Source organism: Streptomyces sp. NBC_00457 (assembly GCF_036014015.1).
GTDB lineage: Bacteria > Actinomycetota > Actinomycetes > Streptomycetales > Streptomycetaceae > Streptomyces.
Map to the genome: position 1 here is coordinate 2,787,144 of NZ_CP107905.1, position 13,801 is coordinate 2,800,944.

The 13,801-nt window shown below is 70.7% G+C and carries 14 protein-coding genes; 8 read left to right on the forward strand and 6 right to left on the reverse strand.

Translation table 11 applies throughout. The features are described 5' to 3' along the window. Genes OG828_RS12715 through OG828_RS12730 form a run of 4 tightly spaced genes read left to right on the forward strand, consistent with a single transcriptional unit; the run spans position 1 to position 4,380 of the window. Positions 1–960, forward strand: coding sequence for an ABC transporter permease (locus OG828_RS12715; RefSeq protein ID WP_328501192.1), 960 nt, complete (start codon positions 1–3; stop codon positions 958–960). Then, on the forward strand, positions 957–1,844 hold the full coding sequence (locus OG828_RS12720) for an ABC transporter permease (RefSeq protein ID WP_443062393.1): 888 nt from the start codon (positions 957–959) through the stop codon (positions 1,842–1,844). Before OG828_RS12715 ends, OG828_RS12720 begins: the two co-directional genes overlap by 4 nt. After that, complete coding sequence (locus OG828_RS12725; RefSeq protein ID WP_328501193.1) at positions 1,841–3,478, forward strand: ABC transporter ATP-binding protein; 1,638 nt, start codon at positions 1,841–1,843, stop codon at positions 3,476–3,478. Before OG828_RS12720 ends, OG828_RS12725 begins: the two co-directional genes overlap by 4 nt. Next, positions 3,475–4,380, forward strand: a complete 906-nt coding sequence (locus OG828_RS12730) for an ROK family protein (RefSeq protein ID WP_328501194.1) — start codon at positions 3,475–3,477, stop codon at positions 4,378–4,380. Before OG828_RS12725 ends, OG828_RS12730 begins: the two co-directional genes overlap by 4 nt. Before the next feature lie 58 nt (positions 4,381–4,438). Here OG828_RS12730 and OG828_RS12735 read toward each other — a convergent pair whose 3' ends face one another. Further along, positions 4,439–5,398, reverse strand: a complete 960-nt coding sequence (locus OG828_RS12735) for an ABC transporter substrate-binding protein (RefSeq protein ID WP_328501195.1) — start codon at positions 5,396–5,398, stop codon at positions 4,439–4,441. Between the two features lie 338 nt (positions 5,399–5,736). Between OG828_RS12735 and OG828_RS12740 the strand changes: the two genes are divergently transcribed. Genes OG828_RS12740 through OG828_RS12755 form a run of 4 tightly spaced genes read left to right on the forward strand, consistent with a single transcriptional unit; the run spans position 5,737 to position 9,628 of the window. After that, the gene (locus OG828_RS12740) at positions 5,737–8,094 is read left to right on the forward strand and encodes a sensor histidine kinase (RefSeq protein WP_328501196.1); all 2,358 of its coding nucleotides are present in this window, start codon (positions 5,737–5,739) and stop codon (positions 8,092–8,094) included. After that, the gene (locus tag OG828_RS12745; protein WP_328354503.1) at positions 8,091–8,567 is read left to right on the forward strand and encodes a roadblock/LC7 domain-containing protein; all 477 of its coding nucleotides are present in this window, start codon (positions 8,091–8,093) and stop codon (positions 8,565–8,567) included. The genes OG828_RS12740 and OG828_RS12745 overlap by 4 nt, the downstream gene beginning before the upstream one ends. 40 nt (positions 8,568–8,607) lie before the next feature. Then, complete coding sequence (locus tag OG828_RS12750) at positions 8,608–9,042, forward strand: DUF742 domain-containing protein (protein ID WP_128376930.1); 435 nt, start codon at positions 8,608–8,610, stop codon at positions 9,040–9,042. Then, positions 9,029–9,628: a GTP-binding protein gene (locus OG828_RS12755; protein WP_328354513.1), complete on the forward strand. Its 600-nt coding sequence runs from the start codon at positions 9,029–9,031 to the stop codon at positions 9,626–9,628. Before OG828_RS12750 ends, OG828_RS12755 begins: the two co-directional genes overlap by 14 nt. 151 nt (positions 9,629–9,779) lie before the next feature. Here the strand turns inward: OG828_RS12755 and OG828_RS12760 are convergent, their stop codons facing one another. From OG828_RS12760 to OG828_RS12780, 5 genes are all read right to left on the reverse strand, one after another. Further along, positions 9,780–10,445, reverse strand: a complete 666-nt coding sequence (locus tag OG828_RS12760) for an ABC transporter permease (protein WP_328354516.1) — start codon at positions 10,443–10,445, stop codon at positions 9,780–9,782. Further along, positions 10,442–11,125, reverse strand: a complete 684-nt coding sequence (locus tag OG828_RS12765; protein WP_328354519.1) for an ABC transporter permease — start codon at positions 11,123–11,125, stop codon at positions 10,442–10,444. The genes OG828_RS12760 and OG828_RS12765 overlap by 4 nt, the downstream gene beginning before the upstream one ends. Beyond that, the gene (locus OG828_RS12770; protein WP_328501197.1) at positions 11,122–12,285 is read right to left on the reverse strand and encodes an ABC transporter ATP-binding protein; all 1,164 of its coding nucleotides are present in this window, start codon (positions 12,283–12,285) and stop codon (positions 11,122–11,124) included. Before OG828_RS12770 ends, OG828_RS12765 begins: the two co-directional genes overlap by 4 nt. Positions 12,286–12,386: 101 nt before the next feature. Further along, positions 12,387–13,106, reverse strand: coding sequence for an FAD:protein FMN transferase (locus OG828_RS12775; protein ID WP_328437969.1), 720 nt, complete (start codon positions 13,104–13,106; stop codon positions 12,387–12,389). Between the two features lies 1 nt (position 13,107). Continuing rightward, positions 13,108–13,800: an FMN-binding protein gene (locus tag OG828_RS12780; protein WP_328354527.1), complete on the reverse strand. Its 693-nt coding sequence runs from the start codon at positions 13,798–13,800 to the stop codon at positions 13,108–13,110. Between the last annotated feature and the right edge of the window lies 1 nt (position 13,801).

The window sequence follows — 13,801 nt, forward strand, 5'->3', positions numbered from 1 at the left end:
ATGGAGACCGTCCTCTTCCTGACCCGTCGGCTGCTCCAGTCCCTGGCCGTCATCCTGATCGTCACGATCGTCGTCTTCTGTCTGCTGCACGCACTGCCCGGGGGTCCCGCACGCGGGATCCTCGGCCCGCAGGCGACGGCCGAGCAGATCGCCGCGTTCAACCACGAGCAGGGCCTGGACCGCTCGCTGCCCGTCCAGTACGTCTACTACCTGGGCAATCTGCTCCAGGGCGACCTCGGCACCTCGTTCACCCTCAACGAAGCGGTCTCCCGGCTGATCGAGCAACGTCTGCCGAAGACCCTGGTGCTGACCGTGCTCTCCGCACTGGTCGGGCTGCTGCTCGCGGTCCCGCTCGGGATGTGGCAGGCGGTGCGGCGCAACAAGCCGACGGACTACGTCATCACCACGCTGAGCTTCGTCGCGTACTCGACGCCGGTCTACTTCCTGGGCCTCGTGCTGATCCTGCTCTTCACCCAGACCTTGCGCTGGTTCCCCTCCCAGGCGCCCCAAGGGGACACGCTGGCCCAGGTGTTCGCGGATCCGGCCGCGCTGGTGCTTCCGGTGGTCACGGGCGCTGCCTCCATGGTGGCCGTGTTCAGCCGGTACATGCGGGGGGCGACGCTGGAGAACCTCTCCGAGGACTACGTCCGCACCGCGCGGGCGGGTGGTGCGCGGCAGCGGGCGATCCTCTTCCGGCATGTGCTGCGGAACTCGCTGACGCCGGTGGTGGCGATGCTCGGGTACTACGTGCCGGTGCTGTTCGGCGGTGCGCTGGTTGTTGAGCAGCTGTTCAACTACCCCGGTATGGGGTTGCTGTTCTGGAGTGCGGCGCAGTCCTCGGACTATCCGGTGCTGTTGGGGTGCGTTCTTGTCATTTCTGTGGCGACGGTTGTGGGGTCGTTGCTTGCGGATGTCGTTCAGCGGGTTGTGGATCCGCGGGTGAAGGTGGGTGGGGTGTGACGGGTAGTACTGAGACTGCGGGTCGGTGGGGGCTGGTCGCGCAGTTCCCCGCGCCCCTGGGGGGTCGACGCTTCGTTCGTAACAAGCTTGCCGTCGGGGGACTCATCGTCGTCGTGCTCTTCCTGTTGTTCTGCTTCGTCGGTCCGTTGCTCTACTCCACCGACCAGACCCACACCGACCTCACCCAGGTCAACCTCCCGCCCAGCGCTGATCATTGGCTCGGCACGGACGCCGTCGGGCACGACGAGCTCGGGCGGCTGATGTACGGCGGGCAGGTGTCGCTGCTCGTGGGGCTGGCGGCCGGGCTCCTCGCTACCGTGATCGGCACGCTGTGGGGTGCGGTCGCGGGGTATGCGGGCGGCTGGGTGGACGCGGTGATGATGCGGGTCGTGGACGCGGGGATCGCCATTCCGGCGCTGTTCATCCTGCTGGTGGTCTCGGCGATCACGACGCCGGACACGGTCGGTCTGATCGTCGTGCTCGGTCTGGTGTCCTGGCTGGTTCCGTCGCGGCTGGTGCGGGCGGAAACGCTCACGCTCAAGAACCGTGACTACGTGCTGACGCTGCGCGCGACCGGCGGTACGCACGGCCGGGCCATCGCCCGGCACATCCTGCCGGGCTCCGTGTCGACGATCGTCGTCGCGGCCACGTTCCAGGTCGCCGACGCGATCCTGCTCGTCGCGTATGTGTCGTATCTCGGCCTGGGCGTCCAGCCGCCGGCGACGGACTGGGGCGGCATGCTGTCGGCCGGTCTGACGGCGGCGTACTCGGACCGCTGGTGGCTGATCGTGCCGCCCGGCCTCGCGATCATCCTCGTCGTCTGCGCGTTCAACGCGATCGGTGACGGGCTGCGCGACGCCTTCGACGTGAAGGGACGCGGATGAGCGGCATTCTCGACATCGAGCATCTGGACGTGACGTTCTCCACCGAGACAGGTGACGTTCCCGCGGTCTGTGACGTATCACTGTGCGTACGGCCGGGTGAGACCCTCGCCCTCGTCGGGGAGTCCGGTTCCGGCAAGTCGACTGTGGCGCTCGCGGCGATGGGACTCCTGCCGGGCACCGCACGGACATCGGGCCGGGTGACCATCAACGGCACGGACGTCGTCAGCGCGTCCGAAGCCGAACTCGCCCGGCTGCGCGGCCGTATCGCGTCCATGGTCTTCCAGGAGCCCGCGACCGCCCTCGACCCCCTGACCCGTGTCGGCAGGCAGATAGCGGAAGTCGTACGCAACCACCGTCCCGTCTCCGCGAAGGAGGCAGCCCGCGAGGCGGTCGAGCTGCTGCGTCGGGTCGGCATTCCCGAGCCGGAGCGGCGGGCGTCGGCGTTTCCGTTCCAGTTGTCCGGCGGGCAGCGGCAGCGGGTGGTCATCGCCATGGCGATCGCCAATTCGCCGGACCTGCTGATCGCGGACGAGCCGACGACCGCGCTGGACGTCACCGTGCAGGCCGAGATCCTCGATCTGCTACGGGAGTTGGCGGCCGACTCGGGTACCGGCGTGCTGCTGGTCACGCACAACATGGGCGTGGTCGCCGACTTCGCCGACCGGGTCGCCGTGATGCTGCGGGGCGAGATCGTGGAGACGGGGCCGGTGGAGGACGTACTGCTGCGGCCGACGCACGAGTACACGCGACGGCTGCTGGCGGCGGTGCCGAGGCTGGCGGTGACCGAGCCCGATGAGGTGAAGGCTCCGGTGGAGGCGGGCGCGGCGGTGGTCGAACTCCGGGACGTGACCGTCGACTTCGGCCGCGGACGTCGTGGCGTACGGGCGCTTGAGGACGTGTCGGTCACGGTCGGGGCGGGCGAGACGGTGGGGCTGGTCGGCGAGTCGGGGTCCGGGAAGTCGACGGCCGCCCGGGTGGCGCTGGGCCTGGTGCCGCCCACCTCCGGTTCGGTCGCCCTGTTCGGCACCGACCTGGGCAGGACGAAGGGGCGGGCGCGCCGGGCCCTGTTGTCCGGGATCGGCCTGGTGCTCCAGGACCCCGTGGCCTCACTGGACGCCCGGATGAGCGTCGCGGAGTGCGTGGCCGAGCCGCTGCGGGTGCACCGCCGGGGTATGACGGCGGCCGAACGGCGGGCCCGGGTCGCGGACGTACTCGAACTCGTCCGGCTGCCCAGCAAGTTGATGCAACGGGGTCCGCGGGAGCTGTCCGGCGGGCAGCGGCAGCGGGTGAGTCTCGCCCGGGCCCTGGTGCTGGAGCCGCGGCTGCTGGTGGCGGACGAGCCGACCAGCGCCCTCGATGTGAGCGTGCAGCGGACGGTGCTCGAGGTGATCGCCGAGTTGCAGGCCGAGTTGGGGTTCGCCTGTCTGTTCGTGTCGCACGATCTGGCGGTGGTGCAGGAGTTCGCGGGGCGGGTCGTCGTGATGCGGGCGGGGCGGGTGGAGGAGCAGGGGCCGACCATGTCGACGCTGCTGCGTCCGGAGACCGAGTACACGCGCCGGCTCATCGCGGCTGTCCCCGTGCCGGATCCGGTGCTGCAACGGCAGCGCAGGGCCGCACTCGGAGCCGGCGCGTGACGGCGGTCGCCGGCATCGACATCGGCGGGACGACCACCCAGGTGGTGCTGTGCGCACCGGACCTCGGCGTCCTCGACCGTCTCGGGGTGCCGACGCCCGCGGCCGAGGGCGGTACGGCGATGATCGGCGCCGCGCTCGACGCGCTACGGCGGCTGCTCGACCGTACGCCCGCGAAGTTGCTCGGCGTCGGAGTCGGCGCCGCGGGTGTCGTGGACGCGCGGGCCGGGCGGATCCTCGTCGCGAGCGATTCCTTCCGGGGCTGGGCGGGTTTCGCGGTGACGGCGGCGGTCGAGCGGGCGCTGGGTGTCCCGGCGTTCCTCGACAACGACGTCAACGCCTTCCTGCGCGGGGAGGTCGCGAAGGGCGCGGCCATGGGCGGGACCCATGTCCTCGGGATGACCCTCGGCACCGGGGTCGGCGGGGCGCTGTGGCTGGACGGTGCGCTGTACGACGGCCCGCGCGGCGCGGCCGGCGAGATCGGCCACGTTCCCGGCTTCGGCGACCTGCCGTGCACCTGCGGTGGCCGGGGTCACCTGGAGACCGTGGCCTCGGGCCGGGCGATCGCCGCTCGCTACGGCGCCCGCACGGCCCGCGAGGTGGCCCAGGCCGCCCACCGGGGCGACCCCGACGCGCTCGCCGCATACGAGACGGCCGGTACGGCGGTGGCCCGGGCGCTGCTGATCACCGCGGGCCTGCTGGACGTCACCACCTGCGTGATCGGCGGCGGAGTCGCCCGCACCTGGCCCCTCCTCGACCCGCCCATCCGCACCGCCCTCGCCGCCGAACCCCCCGTCAGCGGCCACCCGCTCCACGTCCTGCCCGCCCGCCTGGGCGAGGACGCGGCAGCGATCGGCGCGGCGGCCCGGGCGGGAGCGGAACTGGGGGTGGGCACGCCGGTGTAGGCCAACCACAACGCGGGTGCCCCTCGGACAGGAACACCCGCGTGATGGGTCAACCGGGTCAGCTCAGGCCGGCCGTCTTCAGCCAGGTCTTGGCGACGTCCAGCGGGTCCTTGTTCTCGAGCTGGACCTGGGAGTCCAACTCCAGCAGGGTCTTGGTGTCCAGCTTGGCGGAGACCGCGTTGAGGGCGGCGACGCCCTCCTCGGAGAGGCCGGACTTGTAGACGAGCGGCGTCACGTTGGCGAAGCCGAAGAGGTTCTTCGGGTCCTGGAGGACGACGAACTTCTCCTTGGTGATGTTCGGGTCGGTGGTGAAGATGTCCGCGGCCTGCACGGTGTTCTTCTTCAGCGCCGCCGTGGTCAGCGGGCCGCCCGCGTCGAGCGCCTTGAAGGACTTGAACTCCAGACCGTATACGTCCTTCAGGCCGAGCAGGCCCTGCTGGCGGGTCTGGAACTCGGGCGAGCCGCCGATGACCATCTCGGGCGCGACGTCCTTGATGTCCTCGAGGGTGGACGACGCGGTGAGGTTGTACTTCTTGGCGGTCTCCGCGTTCACCGACACGGAGTCCTTGTCCTCGGCGGGCGAGGGCTCGAGGAGCGTCAGCTTGGAGTCGAGCTTGGACTTCACCGCGGCGCTGACGGCCTCGATGGAGGCCTGCTGCGCCTTCGGGTCCAGGTACGCCAGCAGGGAGCCGTTGTACTCGGGCAGGACGGTGATGGAACCGTTCTTGAGCAGGCCGTAGGTCGTCTCACGGCTGCCGATGTTCGGCTTGTACTCGACCTTGATGCCCTTGGCCTTGAGCGCCTCGCCGTAGATGTCGGCGAGCAGGATGCTCTCGGCGAAGTTGTTCGACCCGACGACGACCGTGTTGCCGTCCGCCTTGTCTTCCGTCAGCGGGTTGGATTCGTCGGCGGAGTCGGAGCCGCATCCGGCAACGAGCGCCGCCACTGCTGCGAGGGCGACCGCGGCCGCGCGGGGGTGTCGCATGCTGGACCAGCTGCTCTTCACGGTAGAAGTCACGATTCCCGTTCCGGGGCTCAGAGAGTGGATGACCTTCATCTGATCCAATCCAGCCGCTTCTTGGTCAGTCAAGGGCAGCCGGGTCACCAATTGGCTTCGATGCGTACCCGATCGTGAAGATACCGGGGAGGATCCGTCAGGGAGCCGCACTCAGGTTGTAACGGATTCTTGACTCAGGGTGCGGAGCAACCGCTTCCGAAGAGCCTGTAGTCTCGCCGCAGTTGGCGAAGCACAGCGATGTGCAGGCGCCGCTCCACTCACATCTCAAACCAGCCAGAGTCGAACAGAGACGGTCACGTGCGTTCCCGCGCCGTGCGACACCCCACGAAGGAGGCCTGGTGTCCACGAACGAGGTGGGCCTAAGGCGCTTCGCCGACCGCTGGCCGTTCAGGCGCAAGCTCAACGTGCTGGTCGGCGTGCCGCTCGCCGTGGTCGCCGTACTGCTGGCGTATCTCTTCACCGACCAGGTCGGCCAGGCCCGGGACGCGGCCGCCGCGGCCCGGCTGGTGCGGGACAGCGCCCAGGTCGCGGAGCTGGCCGACCGGGTGAACGCCGAGCACCAGCAGGCGATCCTGCTGTCCGTGCGGTTCGAGGCCACCGAGTCCGGCGCCCGGCCCGGCCTCACCGCCTACCGCAAGGCGCAGGCCGCGGTGGACCAGCAGGTCGAGACGGTACGCGACACCTTCGGCGACCGGCTGCCGGACACCGAGGCGCAGGCCCTGAAGGAGATCAACGGCCTGTCCAGCCTGCGGGCGACGATCGAGCAGGGCTATCTGCCCGCCGACAACATCGACCCCGCCTACACCAACGCCGCCAAGGCCGTCATCGACGGCCTCGGACTCGACCGCAACCCGTCCCTCGCCGCCACCTTCACCGGCAATCTGCTGGACTCCCTGCTGCGCGCCGACGCCGCCCACAGCGCCTTCGAGACCAGCGTGTTCTCGGCGCGGACCGGTGACTCCAACGCGCTCATCGAGTTCATCGCCGCGGTCGGCAACTACGAGCTGTACACGCACCAGGCCGAGCGCTTCGCCCGGTTCGCCACCGAGGCGCAGGCCGACGAGCTGAGCGGCATCGAGCACAACACCGCCCAGGCCGAGATCATCCGGCACTACGCCGAGCTGCAGATCGACCCCAGCGGATTGCAGGCCAGTTCGCCGGCGGAGATCCGCGCCGCGTTCGCCCAGGCCCTCGACGGCTACCCCGACTACCGCGCGCAGTCCGAGACCCGGCTGAAGATCACCTCCTCGCTGATCGGCCAGATCGCCGACCGCGCCGACAACGCCTCCAACGACGCCTGGTGGAACGCCGCCTGGCTGCTGGGCCTCGCGCTGCTCGGCTTCGCGCTCTGGCTGGCCCTGTCCGTGGCGGTGCGCCGCTCGGTGGTCCGCCCGGTGCAGGCCCTCACCGGCGCCGCGCAGGAGGTCGCCGAGGTCGCCGGTCGCGAACTCGCCCGGGTCGCCGACGACGACACCGAGGACGACGGCCCGCCCCTGCTGCGGGACATCCCGGTCACCGCACGCGACGAGATCGGCGACCTCGCCGAGGCCTTCAACCACGTACAGACCACGGCCGCCGCGCTGCTGGAGCGCCAGGTGCTCAGCCGCCGCAACACCGCCGAGATGTTCGGCAACGTCGGCCGCCGGGTCAGCAACCTCACCACCCGCCAGCTGGCGCTCATCGACGCCGTCGAACGCGGCGAGACCGACCCGGCGCTGCTCGAACGCCTCTACTCCATCGACCACATCGCGGTCCGGCTGCGCCGCAACGCGGACAGCCTGATGCTGCTGGCCGGCATCCGCGAGACCGTCCTCGACGCGGGCCCCACCACGCTCACCACCGTCGTACGGGCCGCGCTCGGCCAGATCGAGGGCTTCCAGCGGGTACGGCTGGACGCGCACACCGATGTGATGGTGGAGCCCGACATCATCGGCGACCTCACGCTGATGGTGGCCGAACTCCTGGAGAACGCCGTGTCGTTCTCGCCGGCGGGCAGCCCGGTCGAGGTGACCCTGCACACCGGCGACGACGGCGGCGCGTCGATCGTGATCGCCGACCACGGCCTGGGCATGAGCGCCGAGCGGCTGGCCGAGGAGAACGCCCGGCTGATCCGCCGCGAGCGGCTCGACCTCGTCCCGACGAAGGTGCTCGGCCTGTTCGTGGTCGGTACGCTGGCCCGCCGCTGGTCGGTCGGCATCACGCTGACCCGGACGCCGGGCGGCGGCGTGACCGCCGAGGTGGCCATCCCGGCGTCGCTGCTGCTCTCGATGAGCCGGGTGGCTCCGGCGCCCGCGACGCCCGCCGTGCAGGCGGCGTCCGGCCCGCGCCCGTCCACCGCGGCGGCACCGGACGACGCCGCCCCCCTCCCCCGCCGGGTGCCCAAGCGGGCGGCGGCCGTCACCGACGACGACAAGCCCGTGATCCCCAAGCCACGCGACGAGGACGCGGCCGACGACGCCCAGGCCTCCCGCCCGCTCCGCCGCCGCGTCCGCGGCGCGACGCTCCGTACGACCGTCGGCGACACCACCGCCGAGACCGCCCGCCCCGCCGCACCCCCCGCCGACGCGGACGCCGTCCGCAGCGCGCTGGAGGAGTTCGAGGCGGCCGTGGAGCAGGCCAACCGGGACAGCGCGAACGGACCGGACCCGAAGACTTCGCAGGACCAGAACCACCTCCCGGAAGGAGCGGAGCAGTGAGCACGCCGACAGGTGACACTCCCACGGGAGGGGCCACGCCCGACGAACTGCGGGCCGCAGCAGCCGACTTCACCTGGCTGCTCAATCGTTTCGCCACCGAGACCGCCGGTGTCGTCGACGCCATCGCGGTCTCCTCCGACGGTCTGCTGATCGCGGTGGCGCAACTACGGGAGCGGGCGCACTCCGAGCGGCTGGCCGCGATCGTCTCCGGCCTCACCAGCCTGGCCGCCGGCGCCTCCGGCAACTACGGCCTGGGGGCCCTGAACAAGGTCATCATCGACCTGGAGGGCGGCCATGTCCTGGTCTCCGCGATCGGCAGCGGCGCCGTGCTCGGCGTGGTCGCCGACAAGGAGGCCAAGCTGGGCAACATCGCGTACGAGATGACGCTGTTCGCCAACCGGGCCGGTGGCGCGCTCAGCCCTCAGCTCGTGCTGGAACTGAAGAACACCGTCGGCGTTCCGTCGTCGGGTTGACCGGGCACCGCCCGGCCGAGGAACAAGAGGACACAGACCCATGGCGGACGGCCGTACGCCGAACGGTGCCGACGAGGGCGGCTCCCCGGACCGGGTGGGCCCCGCCCCCGCGGTACGGCCGTTCCTGGTCACCGCCGGCCGGGTGGCGCCGACCTCGTCCGGGCGGACGATGCCCGTCGAGACCCAGGTGGTGGCCACCGCCGAAGGCCTCGACGCGCTCGACCGGCTCTCCTTCGAACAGCACGACATCATCGCCGCCTGCCGGCAGCCGCAGTCCATCGCGGAGATCGCGGCCCGGCTGCGGCTGCACCTCAACGTGGTCCGTATCCTCTCCGAGGACCTGCGGGCGGCGGGGCAGTTGACGGTGTACGTGCCCAACACCGACGCCACCCACGACTCATCCGTCCTGCGCAGGGTTATCGATGGCCTCCGTGCCATCCCCGACTCCCGGGGGGTACTCCGTGACACCGACTGAACCGGTCACCGGCGGCGCAGCTGCGCAGACCGCCGTACGACCGCCGCTGCCGGTGAAGATGGTGATCGCGGGCGGATTCGGCGTGGGCAAGACCACCGCGGTCGGCTCGATCTCCGAGATCGAGCCGCTGACCACCGAGGCCGCGATCACCGAGGTCGCCGCGGGCGTGGACGACCTCTCCCACACGCCCCGCAAGACCACGACCACGGTCGCCATGGACTTCGGGTGCATCACCATCGACCCGACCCTGAAGCTGTATCTGTTCGGCACGCCCGGGCAGGACCGGTTCGGGTTCATGTGGGACGACATCGTCGAGGGCTCGATCGGTGGGCTGGTCATCGTCGACACCCGCCGGCTCGACGACTGCTACGCCGCCGTCGACTACTTCGAGCACAAGCAGATCCCGTTCGCGGTCGCCGTCAACGCGTTCGACGGCAAGGTCGAGCACGAGTTGGACGAGGTCCGCTGGGCCCTTGACGTCGCCGAGCACGTCCCGCTGGTCGTCTTCGACGCGCGGGAGCGGGGTTCGGTACGGGACGCTCTGCTGGTTGTGCTTGAGCTGGCGTTGGCGCGTAGCGAGGGGTGAGCAGGGTTTCGTGGGTGGCTGCGGGACGGTGGGGGCTGGTCGCGCAGTTCCCCGCGCCCCTATCGGGGCGCTTCAGCCCCGGCGAGTAAGACGCCCCGTCAGGGGCGCGGGGAACTGCGCGACCAGCCACGACGGCGCCGCAGCGGAGCACTTACGCGCGACGGACTCCCCTTGACACCGAGAAGCGGCCCGCCGCCCAGAACACGCCCAGCGTGACCAGGGCCAGTGCCGCGACCAGCGTGGCCCCGCCCACGACCTTCTCGTAGTCGCGCTGGTAGAGACCGTCGACGATGTAACGCCCGAGCCCGCCGAAACTGACGTACGCGGCGATCGTGGCCGTGGAGACGATCTGGATGGCCGCGGAGCGCAGTCCGCTGAGGATGAGTGGGAGCGCGACCGGTACTTCGACCCGGAAGAGGATCTCGGTCTCGGCCATGCCCATGCCGCGGGCGGCGTCCACCGGCGCGGGGTCGACGGAGCGCATCGCCTCGTAGGTGGTGACGAGGATGGGCGGGATCGCGAGCACGACCAGCGGGATCATGACGGGCGCGAGGCCGAGGCCCAGCAGCACGAACATCAGCACCATCAGGCCGAAGCTGGGCAGCGCGCGCCCCGCCGTGGCGATGAGGGCGAGCGTGTTGCCGCCGCGTCCGGTGTGGCCGGTGAGCAGGCCGACCGGCAGTCCGACGGCCGCGGCGATGGCGAGGGCCTCCAGCGTGTACTGGACGTGCTCGGCGAGGCGGGTCGGGATGCCGTCGTAGCCCTGCCAGTGGGCGCTGTCGCTGAAGAAGGCGTCGATGTAGTTCAGGACGTTCACCGGGCGGCCGCCTTCGCGAGCGTACGGGTGTTCTTGCGGGTGCCGCGCGGCATCCAGGGCGTGAGGAGGATGCGGACGCCGATCAGCGCGGCGTCCACGAGAATGGCGAGGACGGCCGTGCCCACCACGGAGAGCCAGATCAGCCGCGGCTGGTTGTAGATCATGCCGCTGTTGAGCAGGTTGCCGAGGGCTCCCTGGTTGCCGATCAGCATGCCGACGCTGACGAGGGAGACGCTGGACACGGACGCCACCCGCAGCCCGGCGATGATCGCGGGCGCGGCGATCGGCAACTGCACCTGGAGATAACGTCGTATGGGCCCGAAGCCCATCGCGGTGGCCGCGGCGAGGGTCTCCTGCGGCACGGACCGCACGCCGTCGACGATCGCCGGGACCAGCACGACCAGGCTGTAGACGGCGAGCGGGATCATCACCGTGAGCTCGCTCAGCCCGGTGTAATCGATGAGGATGACGAAGAACGCGAGCGACGGGATCGCGTAGAGCACGGTCGTCACCCACAGCACCGGCGGGTACAGCCAGCGCACCCGCACGCACAGCTGGGCCAGGGGCAGCGCCACCAGGAGCCCGAACAGCACCGGCAGCAGCGCCTCGCGCAGATGCAGCATGACCAGGCCGAAGTAGCTGTGCTGGAGGTCGCTGGGCAGGTCGAAGAGTTCGCTCATCGCGCGGCCTTCTCCGCCTTGCCGTCGGCCTTGGTGCCCGCCTCGCCGTCCGCGCGCCGCTCTGCGTGGGCACCGCGGATCGCCTCGCCGATGGTCTGCTGGGAGACGACTCCGGCGGCCCGCCCCTCGCCGTCCACGGCGACGGCCCACCCGGTGGGTGAGAGCACGGCACAGTCCAGCGCGGCCCGCAGCGAGTCCGTACCGGCGCTGAACGGCCGTCCGTAGGAGAGGAGTTGGTCCTGCCGGATCTCCCCCGCGGTCAGCTCCCCCGGTTCGGCCCAGCCGAGCGGCTTGCCGTCCAGATCCGTTACGAGGAGGTAGGGCGCGTCCGTGGTGTCGCGGGCGGCGATCTGCTCGGCGGTCGCGTCGACGGCGATGATCGGCGCGGTCAGCAGGGCGAGGTGCGTGGACGGGAAGAACGACAGCCGCCGGATGCCCCGGTCGGCGCCGAGGAAGTCCTCCACGAAGGCGTCCGCGGGGTCGGTGAGCAGTTCGGCGGGCGGCGCGAACTGGGCGAGATGGCCGCCGGTGCGCATCACGGCGACCATGGTGCCGAGCTTGACGGCCTCGTCGATGTCGTGGGTGACGAAGACGATCGTCTTGCCCAACTCCGCCTGGATCCGCAGGAGTTCGTCCTGCAGGCCCTTGCGGACGATCGGGTCGACGGCCGAGAACGGCTCGTCCATCAGCAGCACCGGCGGGTCCGCGGCGAGCGCCCGCGCCACGCCGACGCGCTGCTGCTGTCCGCCGGACAGCTGGTAGGGGTAGCGCTTGGCGAGGGCGGCGTCGAGCCCGACCCGCTCCATCAGCTCCCTGGCCCGCGCCCGCGCCTTGTCCTTCCCCCAGCCGAGCATGCGGGGCACGGTGGCGATGTTGTCGACGATCGTGCGGTGCTGGAAGAGTCCGGCGTTCTGGATGACGTAACCCATGGACCGGCGCAGCGTGTTGACCGGCTGCTTCATGATGTCGACACCGTCGAGGGTGATGGTCCCCTCGCTCGGCTCCACCATCCGGTTGATCATGCGCAGGGTCGTCGTCTTCCCGCAGCCCGAGGGGCCGACGAGGACGGTGATCGAGCGGTCGGGTATCTCCAGGGAGAGCCGGTCGACCGCCACCGTGCCGTCCGGGTACCGCTTGGTGACTGAATCTATCCGTATCAAAACGCCGAATACCCTTCGGGTCTGGCAGAAGTTGCCCGCTTTCGGCCAAGGCGCGGGCCGTTGCGGGGAGAGTCTAGACGGCCTGTGTTGCGACCGGACTCTCAGGCGACCGGCACCTTCTCCGTGCGCAGCACCCGCCGCTCGGCGTCGACGGCGAACACCTCGCACCCCTCCCGCCCGGCCGCCCACGCGACGCCCTCCGCGCCCATCGCGAACGCCGCCGTGGCCGCGGTGTCCGCCTCCGTGAGTGTGGACGCGACGACGGTGACCGAGAGAAGACCGGTCGCCGGACGCCCGGTACGCCCGTCGATGATGTGGTCGCCGCGCTCGTAGCGCCCGGACGTCGCGACCGCGCCGTCGGTGATCTCCAGCACCGTGCAGAGCTGATCGGCGTGTTCGGGGTGCCGTACGCCCACGCGCCAGGGACCGCCGGCCGCGACGACATCGCCGCCCGCGTTGAGGCAGAACCTGCGCACCCCGGCGGCGGTCAGCAGGTCCGCCGCCCGCTGCACCGACCAGCCCTTGACGACCGCGCACGGGTCGAGGCCCTCGCCGGGCCGGCGGGCGTCGAAGGCGCCGCCGGTGGCGAGGCGGTACTGCTCGCACAGGTCGAGCACCTCGGCGAGGTCGGCGCTGACCTCGCCGAGGGCGATGTCGCCGCGGTCGAGCCGGGACACCTCGCTGTCGGGCTTGAACGGACTGAACCGTTCGTCGACCTCGCGCAGCCAGGCGAAGACCTCGTCCGCGAGCGCGGTGGGGACCTCCTCGTCGTCGATGCGCAGGGAAACGGGGAAGCCCATGACGTGCTCGACCCGGTGCATGTCAGGCGCCCTTCGCGTCGATCGCGGCCTGGAGGGACTCCTTGTAGCCGTCGCTGGTGATCGTGGCACCGGACACCGTGTCGATGTCCGCGCTCTGCGCCTCCAGGGTCGCCGCGATCAGCTTCGGCACCGCGGCGGTCGTCTGCGGGTGATTCGGCTGCTGGAGCATCCGCACGGACTTGATGGTGTCGCCCTCGAAGGTGACCTCGACCTGCACCGGACCCTTTTCAGTGGCGAGCGTCGAGCCCGCGACGGTCTCGGTCGTCGTCTCCGGAGACGCGGACGCCGAAGCCTCCGCGGAAGTGGCGTTCTTGTCGATCGCCGCCTGGAGCGATTCCTTGTAGCCCTCGGTGGTGATCGTGGCACCGGACACCGTGTCGACGTCCGCGCTCTGCGCCTTCAGGGTGGACGCGATCAGCTTCGGCACGGCGGCCGTGGTCTGCGGGTGGTTCGGCTGCTGGAGCATCCGCACGGCGGTGATCTTGTCGCCGTCGAAGGTGACCTCGACCTGGACCGGGCCCTTCTCGGTCTGGACGGTCGAGCCCGTGACCACGGTGGAGCCCGAGGAAGCCGACGGTGTGGACGCGGGGGCCGCCACTTCCGTGGACGTGCCGGTGTCGACGGACGGTTCGTAGCGCCAGACGGTGACCAGGCCGGCGGCGGACAGGACAAGGGCGGGTATGACTCGCTTCACG